General features: G+C 50.4%; 14 protein-coding genes. 10 read left to right on the top strand and 4 right to left on the bottom strand.

The genetic code is table 11. The features are described 5' to 3' along the window. The first annotated feature begins 4 nt into the window (after window positions 1-4). From JJU14_RS06455 to JJU14_RS06425, 7 genes are all read left to right on the top strand, one after another. Window positions 5-652, top strand: a complete 648-nt coding sequence (locus JJU14_RS06455) for a riboflavin synthase (protein WP_228611770.1) — start codon at window positions 5-7, stop codon at window positions 650-652. Between the two features lie 48 nt (window positions 653-700). Beyond that, complete coding sequence (gene ribBA / locus JJU14_RS06450; RefSeq protein ID WP_228611769.1) at window positions 701-1,810, top strand: bifunctional 3,4-dihydroxy-2-butanone-4-phosphate synthase/GTP cyclohydrolase II; 1,110 nt, start codon at window positions 701-703, stop codon at window positions 1,808-1,810. A gap of 83 nt (window positions 1,811-1,893) precedes the next feature. Next, on the top strand, window positions 1,894-2,358 hold the full coding sequence (ribE, locus tag JJU14_RS06445; protein WP_091344407.1) for a 6,7-dimethyl-8-ribityllumazine synthase: 465 nt from the start codon (window positions 1,894-1,896) through the stop codon (window positions 2,356-2,358). A 10-nt stretch (window positions 2,359-2,368) separates the two neighbouring features. Further along, window positions 2,369-2,782: a transcription antitermination factor NusB gene (nusB, locus tag JJU14_RS06440; protein WP_091344405.1), complete on the top strand. Its 414-nt coding sequence runs from the start codon at window positions 2,369-2,371 to the stop codon at window positions 2,780-2,782. Between the two features lie 35 nt (window positions 2,783-2,817). Beyond that, window positions 2,818-3,783: a thiamine-phosphate kinase gene (gene thiL, locus JJU14_RS06435; protein ID WP_091344401.1), complete on the top strand. Its 966-nt coding sequence runs from the start codon at window positions 2,818-2,820 to the stop codon at window positions 3,781-3,783. After that, complete coding sequence (locus JJU14_RS06430; RefSeq protein ID WP_228611768.1) at window positions 3,780-4,250, top strand: phosphatidylglycerophosphatase A; 471 nt, start codon at window positions 3,780-3,782, stop codon at window positions 4,248-4,250. Before thiL ends, JJU14_RS06430 begins: the two co-directional genes overlap by 4 nt. Window positions 4,251-4,263: 13 nt before the next feature. Beyond that, entirely contained in the window at window positions 4,264-7,326 is a 3,063-nt protein-coding gene (locus JJU14_RS06425; protein ID WP_228611767.1) for a ligand-binding sensor domain-containing diguanylate cyclase, read from the top strand. A gap of 12 nt (window positions 7,327-7,338) precedes the next feature. On the opposite strand, the gene dxs is transcribed toward JJU14_RS06425, so the two are convergent. Genes dxs through xseB form a run of 3 tightly spaced genes read right to left on the bottom strand, consistent with a single transcriptional unit; the run spans window position 7,339 to window position 10,352 of the window. Beyond that, window positions 7,339-9,201, bottom strand: a complete 1,863-nt coding sequence (gene dxs, locus JJU14_RS06420; protein ID WP_228611766.1) for a 1-deoxy-D-xylulose-5-phosphate synthase — start codon at window positions 9,199-9,201, stop codon at window positions 7,339-7,341. 15 nt (window positions 9,202-9,216) lie between these two features. After that, window positions 9,217-10,104 (bottom strand): (2E,6E)-farnesyl diphosphate synthase, encoded by an 888-nt coding sequence (gene ispA, locus JJU14_RS06415; protein WP_228611765.1) that lies wholly within the window; start codon window positions 10,102-10,104, stop codon window positions 9,217-9,219. Then, on the bottom strand, window positions 10,101-10,352 hold the full coding sequence (gene xseB / locus JJU14_RS06410) for an exodeoxyribonuclease VII small subunit (RefSeq protein ID WP_228611764.1): 252 nt from the start codon (window positions 10,350-10,352) through the stop codon (window positions 10,101-10,103). The genes ispA and xseB overlap by 4 nt, the downstream gene beginning before the upstream one ends. 206 nt (window positions 10,353-10,558) lie before the next feature. Here xseB and pomA point away from each other — a divergent pair, with 206 nt between their 5' ends. The 3 genes from pomA (at window position 10,559) to thiI (ending at window position 13,803) form a co-directional block, all read left to right on the top strand. Beyond that, on the top strand, window positions 10,559-11,329 hold the full coding sequence (gene pomA / locus JJU14_RS06405) for a flagellar motor protein PomA (RefSeq protein ID WP_228611763.1): 771 nt from the start codon (window positions 10,559-10,561) through the stop codon (window positions 11,327-11,329). A 5-nt stretch (window positions 11,330-11,334) separates the two neighbouring features. Then, a complete protein-coding gene (locus JJU14_RS06400) occupies window positions 11,335-12,267 on the top strand; it encodes a flagellar motor protein MotB (protein WP_228611762.1) in 933 nt (310 codons plus the stop codon). 69 nt (window positions 12,268-12,336) lie between these two features. Beyond that, complete coding sequence (gene thiI / locus JJU14_RS06395) at window positions 12,337-13,803, top strand: tRNA uracil 4-sulfurtransferase ThiI (RefSeq protein WP_228611761.1); 1,467 nt, start codon at window positions 12,337-12,339, stop codon at window positions 13,801-13,803. Here thiI and JJU14_RS06390 read toward each other — a convergent pair. Continuing rightward, window positions 13,785-14,705: a 2-dehydropantoate 2-reductase gene (locus JJU14_RS06390; RefSeq protein ID WP_228611760.1), complete on the bottom strand. Its 921-nt coding sequence runs from the start codon at window positions 14,703-14,705 to the stop codon at window positions 13,785-13,787. The two genes, thiI and JJU14_RS06390, sit on opposite strands and share 19 nt — an antisense overlap. Window positions 14,706-14,851 lie beyond the last annotated feature (146 nt).

Below are 14,851 nucleotides of genomic sequence, written 5' to 3'. Positions count from 1 at the left end.
TAGCATGTTTACCGGAATTATAGAGGCAGTTGGTCATATTCGCTCCAGCCAAAAGTCAGGGCAGGGCATGCGGCTATGGATTGAAAGCGAGCAGCTGGATTTTTCCGATGTGAAGCTTGGTGATAGTATCGCCAGCAATGGCGTCTGCCTGACTGTCATTGCCAAAAGCAGCGATGCATTTCAGGCAGACCTATCGGCAGAAACGCTGCGCCGGACTTTATTTGGTAATTATCAAAGCGGCCAGCGGATCAACCTGGAAAAAGCTCTGTTACCAAGTACCCGGCTTGGCGGTCATCTGGTCAGTGGTCATGTGGATGGTATTGGCCGTATTCGGGCCATCGAAAAGAAAGCGGATAGTTGGGAGCTTTGGTTGGCTATGCCGCAAGCCTTGAGTCGTTACATTGCTGAAAAGGGGTCCATTACCCTGGATGGCATTAGCCTGACCGTAAATGAGCTCACTGATGATGCATTTCGACTCACCATAGTGCCGCATACAGCCTTGGTGACTACCTTGCAGCAGGCAGAGGTGGGGACAGCACTGCACCTGGAAGTGGATTTGATTGCTCGTTATCTGGAACGCCTACTGCAAGGTAAAGCTCCTTCAGCAGCTGGCGTCAGTACCGATTTACTCCGAGCCCGAGGCTTTATCTGAGCTGGCCGGCTTTTTGAAAAAGAAAAGATTCAGTCATAGAAGGTTCTTATGCAATTAAACAGTACGGCAGAAATTATTGAAGACATTCGCCAGGGCCGAATGGTCATTCTGATGGATGATGAGGATCGGGAGAATGAGGGCGATTTGGTGATGGCAGCCGAATACGTTACTCCGGAAGCCATTAACTTTATGGCGACCCATGGCCGCGGTCTGATTTGCCTGACTCTGACCGAAGATCGTTGTAAGCAACTGAATTTACCCTTGATGGTCGACAGCAATAAATCGCAGTTCAGTACTGCTTTTACCGTGTCGATTGAAGCCGCTGAAGGAGTTACTACCGGAATTTCTGCCGCTGATCGGGCTCGCACCGTTAAAGCAGCGGTGGCCCGGGATGCCCGAGCTAGCGACATTGTGCAACCTGGCCATATTTTCCCATTAAAAGCTCAAAATGGTGGTGTATTAAACCGTGCTGGTCATACCGAAGCCGGCTGTGATCTAACCCGGTTGGCTGGGTTGGAGCCTGCAGCGGTTATTGTGGAAATTCTCAACGAAGATGGCACCATGGCGCGGCGGCCGGATCTGGAAAAATTTGCGGCTAAGCACAGCATTAAAATTGGCACCATCGCTGATCTTATTGAATACCGCAACCTGAATGAAACCACCATTGAGCAGGTGGCTCGTTGTCAGCTTAGTACCGATGTTGGTGATTTTGAGCTGGTAACCTTTCGAGACACCATTGATAACCAAATCCACTTTGCCTTAGTGAAAGGGGATATTAAAGCCGATGAGCCTTGTCTGGTGCGGGTGCACTTGCACAATACCTTCAGCGATTTATTGCTGGCTGATCGGGCTGCAAACCGAAGCTTCCCACTGCACCACGCCATGCAGCGCATCGCCGATGAAGGCGGTGTCCTTGTGTTGTTGGGCAAGCATGAAAGCCCTGAGGCCCTGGTGCGGATGGTGCAAGCCTTCGAAGCGGAAGACAAAGGTGAGCAACCTAAGTCGGCACCCTGGCAAGGGACTTCTCGCACCGTCGGTGTGGGCTCGCAGATTCTGGCTAGTTTGGGCGTTGGAAAGATGCGTTTGCTCAGCAAACCAAAGAAGTATCACGCTTTATCCGGGTTTGGCCTGGAAGTGGTGGATTATGTCAGCGAGTAGGCGGCTGCTATAATCCTTCGGCATAGCCGCAGTTGTGGTATCATACGCGGCAATTTTGAATTTGAACCAATTGGAGCTGCAAGATGCAGGTAATTGAAGCAGGCATGACTGCCCCGAATAAAAAGTTTGCCCTGGTGGTAGCGCGCTTTAACAGTTTTATAGTTGAAAGTTTGCTGCAAGGTGCTATCGATACTTTAAAACGTGTTGGTCAGGTCCGTGATGAAGACATCACCGTGATTCGGGTGCCAGGTGCTTTTGAACTGCCATTGGCGGTTCAACGAGTGGCTGCCAGCAAAAAATACGATGCCATCATTGCGTTGGGTGCTGTGATCCGTGGTGGTACACCGCATTTTGAGTATGTTTCGTCTGAGTGTACTAAAGGCATTGGCCAGGTGGCGATGCAACAGGACGTGCCCGTGGCGTTTGGCGTGCTGACGGTGGACTCCATTGAGCAAGCTATTGAGCGCGCTGGCACTAAAGCCGGTAATAAAGGCGGTGAAGCGGCTATGTCTGCGCTTGAGATGGTCAACCTGCTTGAGCAGTTGTGAGGATATCTGAATGAAACCCAATGCGCGTCGTAAGTCACGCTCATTAGCTGTGCAGGGCATTTACAGCTGGCAGCTTAGTCAGAATAAGATCCAGGATATTGAGCAGCAGCTGTTGTTGGAAAATAACGTCAAGCAACTGGATGTCGCCTATTTTCAAGATCTGTTGCGTGGCGTGGTGAGTTACCACCAGACACTGGATGAACTGTTAAAGCCTTATCTGGACCGGCCTTTCGATGAAATCGATCAGGTTGAAAAAGCTATTTTACGCGTCTCAGGTTATGAGATGAAGTACCGCCTGGATGTACCGTACAAAGTGGTGATCAACGAAGCCATTGAGCTGGCTAAATCCTTTGCTGCCGATGACAGCCATAAGTTTGTCAATGGCATTTTGGATAAAGCTGTCCGCACACTGCGACCAAACTAAAGGACAGCCGGCATCCCTTGCCGGCTTTTTCTGTTATGGGTGAATTCGAAGTTATTCAACGCTACTTTGCCAATTCTGGCCGTGCCCGCAAAGACACTTTAATTGGTGTTGGGGATGACGGGGCTGTGCTGCAGCTGCGTGAAGGCTATGATCTGGTTGTTACCACCGATACCATGGTGGCAGGCACCCACTTTTTTCCTGATGTCGACCCACGTGCATTGGGGCACAAGTTAGTGGCAGTCAATATCAGTGATTTGGCGGCAATGGGGGCAGAGCCTGCCTGGCTATCACTGGCAATGACTCTACCTAAAGTCGAGGATCCATGGCTGGCTGCTTTTGCAGATGCTTTCAGTGAAACGGCAGATTACTACGATTGTCAGCTGGTTGGTGGCGATACTACCCGCGGTCCTATGACCTTTACCGTGGTGGCGAAAGGCCAGGTACCGCATGGCAAAATGCTCACGCGCCGAGGTGCTAAAGTCGGTGACTTTATTTATGTGACTGGAACCTTAGGCGACGCAGGCTTGGGTCTGCGGCTCTGTCAGGGGCAGGTCGAAGTCAGTAAAAAACACAGCGCCCACATTTTACAGCGCTTTCATTACCCAACCGCGCGCCTTGCCATTGGTCAGGCACTTCGCACCGTAGCCAGCAGCGCCATGGATTTATCCGACGGCCTTTATTCCGATATTCAACACCTGATGCATCGCTCAGCAGTTGGTGCCAGCCTGGATATCGAACGCTTGCCGTTGTCCCAGGCACTGAAAGACAGCTGTGATAGAAGTACTGCTTTGGCGCTCGCATTATCAGGTGGTGAAGATTACGAGTTGTTGTTTACGGTACCAGAAAGCAAAAAGAGCATGCTGGATGTTTTGCTATCACCCTATGGTGTGCCTGTGACTTGCATCGGGCGAATCACTGGCGCTGCTGGAAAACTGGAGCTACGTGCTGGTAATGAACCTTTTGCCTATGAGCATCGTGGCTTCGAGCATTTTGAAAAATGACAGCAAAGTTTAACCTGAAAAAATGGCAGCATTTGCTGGCACTTGGTTTTGGCTCTGGTCTGGCACCGAAAGCGCCGGGGACTTTTGGTACCCTGGCGGCTGTGCCCTTGGTGGCAGCTTTGATGCTAAGTCCGCTTTGGTTGTATCTGTTGATCGTTATGCTAGCCTGGATTTTAGGCATTTATGTCTGTGAGGTTGCAGCCCGCGATGTTGGCGTGCACGATCACGGTGCCATTGTCTGGGATGAAATTGTCGGCTTAGCAGTCACTATGCTACTGGTACCACTTAGCGCATGGAATTTGCTGCTGGGTTTTGTATTATTCCGCTTCTTTGATATTGTGAAACCCTGGCCCATTCGTTGGCTGGATAAAAAAGTAGCAGGCGGGCATGGTATTATGCTGGATGATATCGTTGCTGGATTGATGGCCTGTTTGGTATTGCATGCTACGCTTTGGTGTTTTGGCTAACGGGAGTTCAGGGATGATGCTGAGGTGGTGCTGGATCTGTTTGTTGTTCAGCTGTTCGCTTCAGGCGATTGAACGTTCCTTGCATGATTACGACATCAAACACTGGGACAGTGCCGACGGCCTGGCATCCAACTCGGTTCGTGCTTTGACCCAAGACCAGCAGGGTTACATCTGGGCAGGCACTCTTTATGGTCTAAGCCGGTTTGATGGCTATCGCTTTGATACCTTCACCAGTCAACAATACCGTCAACTTGCCAGTAATGCTATCAACCAACTGATGACTGATAGTCAGGGATTGGTCTGGATTGGCACCAAATCAGGCTTAAGCCGGTTGGACCCGAACACGCTAAGTTTTGAGCGTTTTAATATTCTAAGTGAAGTGACTGCCATAGCTGAGGTACGTCCGGGTGAAGTATGGGTCGCAGCTGAGCAGCTATTTCGGGTCCAGGCAGGTCAGGTTAGCCGAATCAGCCCAGTGCGCCAACCCGTGCGTCAATTGCGTAGCAGTGGTGATTATGTTTGGTTAACGACCACTGAGCATTTAATTCGCTATGAATTGGAAAGCGGTCAGATGCAGCGTTATCTGTTACCCAGAGAATTGCAGCAAAACCCTATTTATGACATTGCTTTAACGGATAGCCAGGTTCACCTGGCGACTGAGGTTGGTTTTTACCATCTGAATAGCGATGGAGAGGTGGTCCGTTGCGATCAGTTGCTGCAGGAACACATGGCTACTTACCGGATTTTCAGGGACAGTCGTGGTTCTGACTGGATTTCCAGCTACAGCCGTTTACATCAGCGACACCAGGGACAGACGTGGCAACAAATCAGCGCCACTGAGTTGGGTAGCAGTCCCTGGTTTTATGATATTTTTGAAGATAAAGATAACAACATCTGGCTGGCAAGCTTCAGTGACGGAATTTTTCGTGCTTCCCCTGGCCACGTGCGTCGGGTTGTTGGTGAGGGACAAACCGATCCTGTGGTTCGCTCGCTAGCGGTGACGCCTGAACAGCGTTTACTCATTGCGACCCAATCGAGCTTAGGGTACTTAAGCCATCAAGGGCATTTTCAACCATTGCTTGACCAGCCGGTGCTCGGTTCTCAAAGCATCCATGACATTCATTTTGCAGACGATAGCTGGTGGCTGGCGATGGATAGTGGCCTGTTTCGCTATGAACCTGGCACTGAGTACATTTCTAGCCTGGCAAGTGAGCTGGATGGCAGCACCGTGCGACTTGTGCAGCCAAGACATGCTGGTGGCTTGTGGGTAGGTGGTGCAGCGGGTTTGTTTTTTTGGCAAGATCAGCAGCTGCGGCCATTTGCTTTTAACCGTGAGCTGGAATCCAGACACGTCACCACCATCCAGGATCAAAATTGGTACCAAGTGATCGGGACGACTCGCGGCTTGTACCAGCTGCAACAGCAGCGCTTGCAGCGGTTAGGTATTGGTAGCCCTTTATACAACAGCTACATTATTTCGCTGTTGGTGCTGCCGGATGAGACCTTGCTGATAGGAACTTTTGATGATGGTCTCTTTGTCCGATTCCCAAATGGCGAGTGGCGACAGTTTGATAATAGTAATGGCTTACCCTATGGTCCTGTGGTTGCTATGTTGCTTGATGAACAGCAAGAGCAATTGTGGTTCAGTACCCTGAAAGGTGTATTTCGTCTGCCTTTATCGTCGCTATCACTGTTAAAACAAGATCCCTTGCAGGCTGAGCAAATCCTGACGCCCTACCAACGTCAACTTGGTAACACGCCTGGTCGTTGCTGCAATGGGGCTGGTCACTCTAAGCTGGTGCTTTGGCAGGATCAGCTCTGGTTTCCTACTCTGCAGGGGGTGGTAGCGATAGACCGATTTTTTCAACGAAGCAATGATCCTGATTTCCGGCCTCTGCTGCAGCAGATAGTGGGCCAACGATCTTATTTACTGCAGGCACAACAGCCGCGACAGGTGCTGCCAGTGAATGAACGCAGCTTTACGATTCACTATACGGCTCTGGATTTCTTTAATGCAACATCGCTGCAGTTTCGTTATCGCTTACGAGGTTTTGATCAGAGTTGGCAACAGGCCGCCAGTCGGCGCGAAGCGATTTATACCAATTTACCACCTGGCCATTATTATTTTGAGGTGCAGGTACGACAACAAAATCAATCCTGGGCTGAAGCTCAGAGTAGCCAGATCGAACTGGTGGTGCCGCGTCGTTTTGATGAAACCTGGATGTACCAAGTACTGTGGTTTGCCCTGTTAGGCTTGATACTATCCGGTGTGTTCTGGCTGGTACGTAGAAATAATCAGCAACAGCAACTGGCTTTGTCACGTTTGGTGCGGCAACGTACTCAGGAGCTGGAAAATAGCAACAACCGCTTAAACGAGCTGAATGCCCAGTTGGGGCAGTTGGTGCATAAAGATACGCTGACAGGTTTACGCAACCGGCGGTTTTTGTTCGAGCAATTACCGAAGGATATTGAGCATTACCAACGCAACCGTCAGAGCCTGCAACAACAAGGAAAATGCGTTGCCTTGATCCACCTGGATTTGGATGGATTTAAATCCATTAACGATCAATATGGCCAAAGTGCTGGCGACAGTTTATTGCAACAAATCAGTGCCTTGCTACTGCGGGAAACCCGGGGCTCAGATTATGTGGTACGTTATGCCGGTGAAGAGTTTCTATTGGTACTTCGTGATATCGATATCAGCTTGCTGTGGGACTTTGCCAATAAACTGCATGCGTTGGTGGGCTCCACCCGTTACCCATTACCCGATGGTCAGCGCATTCAGCTAACCTGCTCCGTTGGTTACTCAGTTTATCCGTTGCAACTGATTGGGGGGCAGTTGATGAATTGGGAGTTGTCGCTGCAACTGGCAGAGATGGCACTCTATCGGGTAAAACATGAAGGCAAAGATGGCGTGGCTACGCTGGTGTTTGATGGCCGGGTCGATGCTTTCGAATTTGAGGAGTCAATGCATATTGAAGCTCAGATTGAGCAACTCCTGTCGGAAGGATTAGCTCAGTTCAAAATACAGGCTGCCAATCATCAGGGCCCCATCAGTGAGACTGATGTGCCCTGAATCAATCAGTAATCAGCCGAGGTGTTGACGGACTTTCTGTAAAATGCCTGCCTGATCAAGGCCTAGCTCAGCATAAATTTCCTGTTGGCTACCATGTTTGATAAATTGATCAGGTAAGCCTAACGTCAACAACCTGCAACGCTGTGGTAGCTGCAATAAGACTTCAGCCACTGCAGAGCCAGCACCTCCTTGCACAGCACCATCTTCAAGGGTAACCAGCAGTTCGTGCTCAGCGGCAAGCTCAGCGATCAACGCCTGATCCAGTGGCTTGATGAAGCGCATGTTGACCAACGTTGCATTCAGAGTCTCTGCCACAGCCTTGCACTCATGCAGCAATGGGCCAAAAGCCAGTATGGCCACTTTGCTGCCCTGGCGTAGCTTGCAGCCTTTACCAATAGTCAGGGCTTGCATCGTATCGCTCGGTACCACACCACTGCCGCTGCCCCGCGGGTAACGAACTGCTGCTGGTCCTGGATGCTGGTAACCAGTGTAGAGCATTTGCCGGCATTCATCTTCATCAGCCGGTGCCATAAGCACCAGGTTAGGAATGCAGCGCATGAAACTGATATCAAAAGCTCCTTGGTGGGTTGGACCATCCTGGCCAACGACACCAGCACGATCAATGGCGAATAACACATCCAGATTTTGCAACGCTACATCGTGGATTAGTTGATCGTAGGCCCGCTGTAAAAAGGTTGAATAAATCGCTACCACTGGCTTCAAACCTTCGATGGCAAGCCCGGCTGCCAGGGTAACTGCATGTTGCTCAGCAATGGCCACATCGTAATATCGATGAGGAAAGCGCCTGGAAAACTCGACCAGATCAGAGCCCTCACGCATAGCTGGTGTGATGGCGTGCAAGCGTTCATCCTGCTCTGCCATATCGCAGATCCAGCGGCCGAATACATTGGAAAAACTAGGACGACCAGCGACTTTAGCTGGCAGACTGCTGCTGCTGGGGTCGAATTTCGAAACCGCATGATAGCCGATGGGGTCCTGCTCGGCGGGGTGGTAGCCCTTGCCTTTTTTCGTGACGACATGCAGCAGCTGTGGTCCTTTCATGCCACGCATATTGCGAATGGTATCGGTAAGACTGAGCACATCATGCCCATCTATGGGCCCGATATAGTTAAAGCCCAGCTCTTCAAAAAAAGTACCAGGAGTGACCATGCCCTTGAAGTGCTCTTCTGCCTTGCTGGCCAGCTCATGCAGAGGGGGCACACCACTAAGAATTTTTTTACCACCTTCACGCAGGTTGGTGTAAAAGTTACCGGATAAGATGCGGGCAAAGTATTTGTTCAAAGCACCTACATTCTCAGAAATCGACATGTCGTTGTCGTTCAGGATCACCAGCATATCAGGCTTGGTTTCCCCTGCATGATTTAAAGCTTCAAACGCCATACCAGCCGTAATGGCGCCATCGCCAATCACGGCAACAACCCTGCGGCCACTTTGTTCTGCCTGTGCTGCTAACGCCATGCCTAAAGCGGCACTGATGGAGGTACTGGAGTGGCCTACACTGAGGGTATCGTATTCACTTTCTTCACGGTAAGGGAAGGGGTGTAGACCGTCCTTTTGCCGGATGGTATTCATACGGTGCCGACGACCGGTCAGGATTTTGTGTGGATAGGCCTGATGACCTACATCCCAAATGAGCCTATCGAAAGGGGTGTTGTAGACATAATGCAAAGCAACCGTTAGCTCAACTGTACCAAGCCCGGACGCGAAATGGCCGCTACTTTGACTGACACTGTTCAGTAAGAAATCGCGTAACTCATGACACAGCTTAGGAAGCCTATCTTGTGGGATCTGTCGCAGCTGCTGGGGCAGGTCAGCCTGCGCCAGCAATGGGTAGTCGTCTATATCAACTGTCATGCATGGGCCTTTATTTTAATTTTTACGGGCAATTAGAAATTGCGCCAAGGCTTGTAATTCATCGCCCGGGTAGGGCAGTTGCACCAAGGCTGCAATTGCATCCTGATACAATTGTTCTGCTTTTCGTTTTGCTTCAGGCAGGCCCAGCAAGGCAGGGTAAGTTGCTTTGTTGGCCTGATGATCCGACCCCTGAGGTTTACCCAGGGTTTCGGTATCGCTTTCAATATCCAGAATGTCGTCTTGTACCTGGAACGCCAGTCCCAATGAAGCGGCAAAGCGGCGCAGCAGTTCCAAATCTTCCGGCTTTGATGCCGGACTGGCCAACCAAGCCAGTTCCACCGCGCATTGGATCAAAGCACCAGTTTTCAGACGATGCATTTGCTCCAGTGTGTCCAGGGTAAAATCCTGGTCAGTATGCGCCAGATCAATCGCCTGACCTGCACACATACCAAGGACACCACTTGCATTGGCCAGTTGCTTTACCATGGCAAGTACCCGCTCAGCGGGAACCTGATGGAAGTGATGGCTGCTCAGAATATCAAAAGCAAGGCTCTGAATCGCATCGCCCGCTAAAATAGCAGTCGCCTCATCAAAGGCAATATGGCAAGTTGGCTTGCCACGACGAAGGGCATCATTATCCATGGCCGGTAAATCATCGTGGATCAAAGAATAGCAATGAATGGCTTCTAAAGCAGCAGCAGGGGCATCTAAGTCTTCAATCCGGGCTCCTAACATCAGGCCGCAACGATATACCAAAGAGGGGCGTATACGCTTGCCACCCAGTAAAATGCTGTAGTGCATGGCCTGATGCAATGACGTTGCTGCGCCACTTTGTTGCTGCAATACCTGCTGCAATACTTGCTCAACACGTGCCTGGTCAAGTGCTAAAAATACTGGTTTCACGCTGGGTCATCATCCGGGTTGAGAAAGGGAACAAGCTCTTCTTGGCCATCTTTTTGCAATAATTGCTGCACTTGCTGCTCCGCCTGTTGCAGTTGCTGTTGGCTTTGCCGTGATAACTGAATGCCTCGCTCAAATTGGCGTAGTGACTCATCCAGTGACAGATCGCCTTGCTCCAGTTGACTGACAATCTGCTCCAGTTCTGCCAGTTGTTGCTCGAACTGACTCAGATCGGTTTTCTTTTTTGCCATGCGTTCCTCGTTGACTTCATTATTGCCTGGTGGCAAAGCCGCGGCCGAAGTGCCTTAACCCGCTATTATGGCGAATCAACCACTGCTTTTGAACTGGTTTTGCTGTAAAAGTGAATTTAAGCTTTGTTTTGCTTTGTCGATAAACAGCTATCGGCTAAGATAAAAGCAATAAAGCTCAATCATTTGTCCAGCGTGGGGAGTCAGATGTGGATTTAGCAACACTCATAGGTCTGGTTGGCGCCATTGGTTTCGTAATAATGGCGATGATCTTGGCTAGCTCTGGCGATCCAGCCATGTTTGCCGATGTAGTCTCCATATTGATTGTGGTGGGTGGCTCTATATTTGTTGTCATTACCAAGTTTCCTCTGGGGCAGTTTTTTGGTGCCGGAAAAGTGGTCGTCAAAGCTTTTATGTTCAAAATCGAAGAAGCTGAAGAGCTGATTGAGCAAGCGGTCCAACTGGCTGACTCAGCCCGGAAAGGCGGGTTTCTGGCGCTCGAAGAAGCTGAAATCTCCAATCCCTTTTTGCAAAAAGGCATCAATATGTTGGTCGATGGCCACGATGGTGATGTGGTTCGCGCAACCTTGATGAAAGACATTAGTCTAACGGAAAAGCGCCATGAGCAGGGCATAAGCATTTTCAGAAGTTTGGGCGATGTGGCACCGGCAATGGGCATGATAGGTACCCTGATTGGTTTGGTTGCTATGTTGTCGAATATGGACGATCCCAAAGCCATAGGCCCGGCGATGGCGGTTGCACTTCTCACCACTTTGTATGGTGCTTTTATTGCCAACGTGATTGCGATACCCATTGCCGATAAGCTAGCCTTACGTAATGCTCAGGAAAAGTTAAACAACCAGTTGATTTTAGATGCTATTCTTGGAATTCAGGATGGACAAAACCCCAAAGTTATAGAAGGGATTTTACGAAACTACATCGCTCAGGGAAAACGTGATGTTGCTGTAGAAGAAGGCTAGCAGTAATGAAAGACGATGCTGAAGAAGAGTGCAAATGCCCCCCTCCAGGCTTGCCGGCTTACATGGGTACTTTTGCGGATTTGATGGCACTATTGATGTGCTTCTTCGTGCTGCTGTTGGCATTCTCTGAAATGGATGTGCTGAAGTTTAAGCAAATTGCCGGCTCGATGAAATTTGCTTTTGGGGTGCAAAACAAAATTGAAGTGGAAGATATTCCAAAAGGCACCAGTGTCATAGCGCTGGAGTTTCGCCCTGGCCGGCCCGATCCTACGCCGATTGAAACACTGCAGCAGCAAACCATCGAAATTACTCAACAGATGATCGAGTTTCAGGCCGGTGAAGAGGACTCGGCCGGTGGTCGTCAGGAGCAGCAACAGGATCAAACCGGTGGCATGTCGACCAGCATGGACGACGAAATCTCTGAAAGTGATGCCGCTGCTGCAGCAGCTCAGCAGGAAGTTAATGAGCTGGTCAAGCGGATTGCTGAGCAGATGGAGCAACAAATTTTAGATGGTGCCATCGAGCTTGAATCCTTGGGGCAGCAAATCATCATTCGCATTCGGGAGAACGGCTCCTTCCCTTCAGGTTCTTCCTTTTTACAGCCTCGCTTTAAGCCGATCATTCAGGAGATTGGTGGGTTGTTAGCCGAGATCCCAGGCGAAATCACGGTGACGGGACATACCGATGATGCTGTGATAAGAGATGAGCTGCATGATAATAATTGGGACTTGTCGGCCAAGCGGGCGGTTGCTGTGGCGACCGAAATGCTCAAAGCACCTGGTTTTGATAAGAATCGGCTTGCGGTAGTGGGTTATGCCGATACCAGGCCTCTGGTGCCAAATACCAGCGAGCTAAACCGACGGCGTAACCGTCGGGTCGAAATTTCCATTATGCAAGGGCAAGCTAAAGAGTCGGATCCAATCAGTCTGGAAAATTAGTACTAGCGTTAGTCACGACCTGAGCGATCAGGTATAATGCCGGGCTTTATTCGCTAGATTAGCCCGGCAATGCTCGAATTTATTATTAAACTGCACTCTGAAATCACCATCAAAAGCAAATCGGTGCGTAAGCGCCAGACCAAACTGCTGCAACAAAACCTAAAAACCATTCTGCTGCAACTTGATCCGGATATTCGGATAGAAAGTAATTGGGATCATCTGATGGTGCTGGTACCAGCAGCCAGTCAAGAGCTGCGGATGAAGTTGATTGAGCGGTTAGCCTGCATTCCAGGCATTGCCCAGTTTGCCGAGATGCAATCGAGCAGCTTTAGCAGCCTGGATGATATTTATCAGCAGGTTTTGCCAGTTTTTGCAGATAAGCTGGCCGGCAAAAGCTTTTGCGTGCGGGTGCGTCGTGCTGGTACGCATGAGTTTAGTTCAACCGAAGCTGAGCGCTATATCGGTGGTGGTCTGAATCAACAGGTGCCTTCAGCCCGGGTGCAACTGAAGAACCCGGATTTGACGGTGCAGTTGGAAATTCGTAAAGAGACGCTGATCATGGTGCGCGCTCAGTATGCTGGTATGGGCGGCTTTCCTTTACCATCCCAATCAGATGCCTTGTCATTGATTTCAGGTGGCTTTGATTCTGCTGTAAGCAGTTATTTGATGATCAAAAAGGGCATGCGCAATCACTACCTGTTTTTTAACCTGGGTGGTAAAGCGCATGAGACCGGGGTTCGTGAGATTGCCTACTTTTTGTGGCAGAAGTACAGCTTGTCGCACAAGGTCAAATTCATCAGCGTTGACTTTGCGCCTGTGGTGGCTGAAATTCTGGAAAAATCCGAACCAGGCCTGATGGGCGTGATTTTGAAACGGATGATGATGCGCGCTGCTGCTGAAATCGCTGAGCAGTTAGGCATCCCGGCTATTGTCACTGGGGAAAGTGCTGGCCAGGTCTCCAGTCAAACGCTGGACAATCTGAATGTAATAGACCGCGTGACGCCGATGCTGATTCTGCGGCCTTTAATCGCCCAGGATAAGCAGGATATCATTGATATTGCCCGTAAAATCGGGGTAGAGGATATGGCTGCCAGTATGCCTGAGTACTGTGGGGTGATTTCCAATAAACCCACCGTTAAGGCTAGACTGGCGGATGTTGAGGCCAACGAGCAGCGGTTCGATCCTGAGGTGCTGGCCAACGTGGTGGCTGCCGCCAAGATCCTGGATATACGCACCATCGATTACCAGTCCAGTCAGCAAGTAAATACGGTAGAAGCTGTGCAGGCGATGCCCGCTGATGCCATCGTACTGGATATTCGCCGTCCGGATGACTGCGATCAGGTGCCGCTTGAGGTAGCTGGGCATCAGGTGCTGGAAATGCCATTTTACAAGCTGAGCAGCCAGTTTAGTAGCCTGGCTCAGGACAAACATTATTTCCTGTATTGCGATCAGGGAGTGATGAGCCGGATGCAGGCTTTGTTGTTAAAAGATGAAGGCTATCAGAATGTAGGAGTGTATCAAAAGCCTGCGTCCTGACAAAGCTGATAAAGCTGCTCGTGTCCTGGTAACCGCAGTTCAAATCGCTTGGCTTCGCGCAGCACAAAGCCAGTTATATACTCAAGCTCGGTTCGGCGTCCTGCCAGCCGATCCTGCAGCATGGAGGAGCGGTTGCGAGCAGTGCTTGTAATCACTTGTTGCAACTGCTGCCAGGCCGCTGCTTTATCTTGCGGATAGCCTGCCAGCTCCGCCAGCAGACAGAATTCATTCAGTAACTGCGTTAACTCAGCGGCAAAGCAAGGCCTGGCCAGTTCGCCATTTTGTACTTGATGCAATGCGGTCAAAGGGTTGATCAGGCAATTGATCAGCAGTTTTCTCCACAAATAGGGCAGGATATCTGTAACCGACTGCAAGGGCCCAAGTGCTGTGTTCAGTGCGTTTGCAAAGGTGGGAATCGGATGGCTTTCGGCTTGAATCGCGCCTAGAACACTGCTGCCAGCACCACTATGCACCAGTTGGCGGCCAGCCTGATTGCCTGGCTCGATGTAAGCGCCGTGGGTGGTGGTCAGAAACCACAGTTGCTGTTTGGGCTTTAGCAGTGGCTGAATAGTTTCCAGAGTCCCCAGGCCATTATGACTTAAAATCAGACACGCATCTTCTGCCAGTAAAGGCTGCAATTGCTGTATGCAACTGAGCGCATCGTAGGCTTTTACCGCAATTAAGGCGGTGTGAATTGGCTGGTCGGTTGGCCATGGCTCGAACCGGTGATGGCGGCTGTTGCCATCAAGCGTCCTGAAGTGGACAGCCAGAGAGACTGGCTGGCGTAGCCAGAGCCGGACCTTAGCCCCTTGCTGTTGCAACTGGCAGGCGGTGAGCAGACCAATAGCGCCCTGGCCGACCACCAGCCAATCCTGGGGAGTGCTTGTATATGAATCTATCATGCTTGGGCCAGCTGCCAATAATGACCGGATTGTAGCAGTTGTTCCGTGTTCTACCCAAGTGTTCTCACAGCGCAGAGCTTCGCATTTTGAGCCTACTTGCGTATAATCACCGGGGTATAGTCAGCAGATTAAATCAGCCAGGGAAT

The organism is Alkalimonas sp. (assembly GCF_020831925.1).
Taxonomy (GTDB): domain Bacteria; phylum Pseudomonadota; class Gammaproteobacteria; order Enterobacterales; family Alteromonadaceae; genus Alkalimonas.
This window is presented reverse-complemented; position numbering and strand designations above follow the sequence as displayed.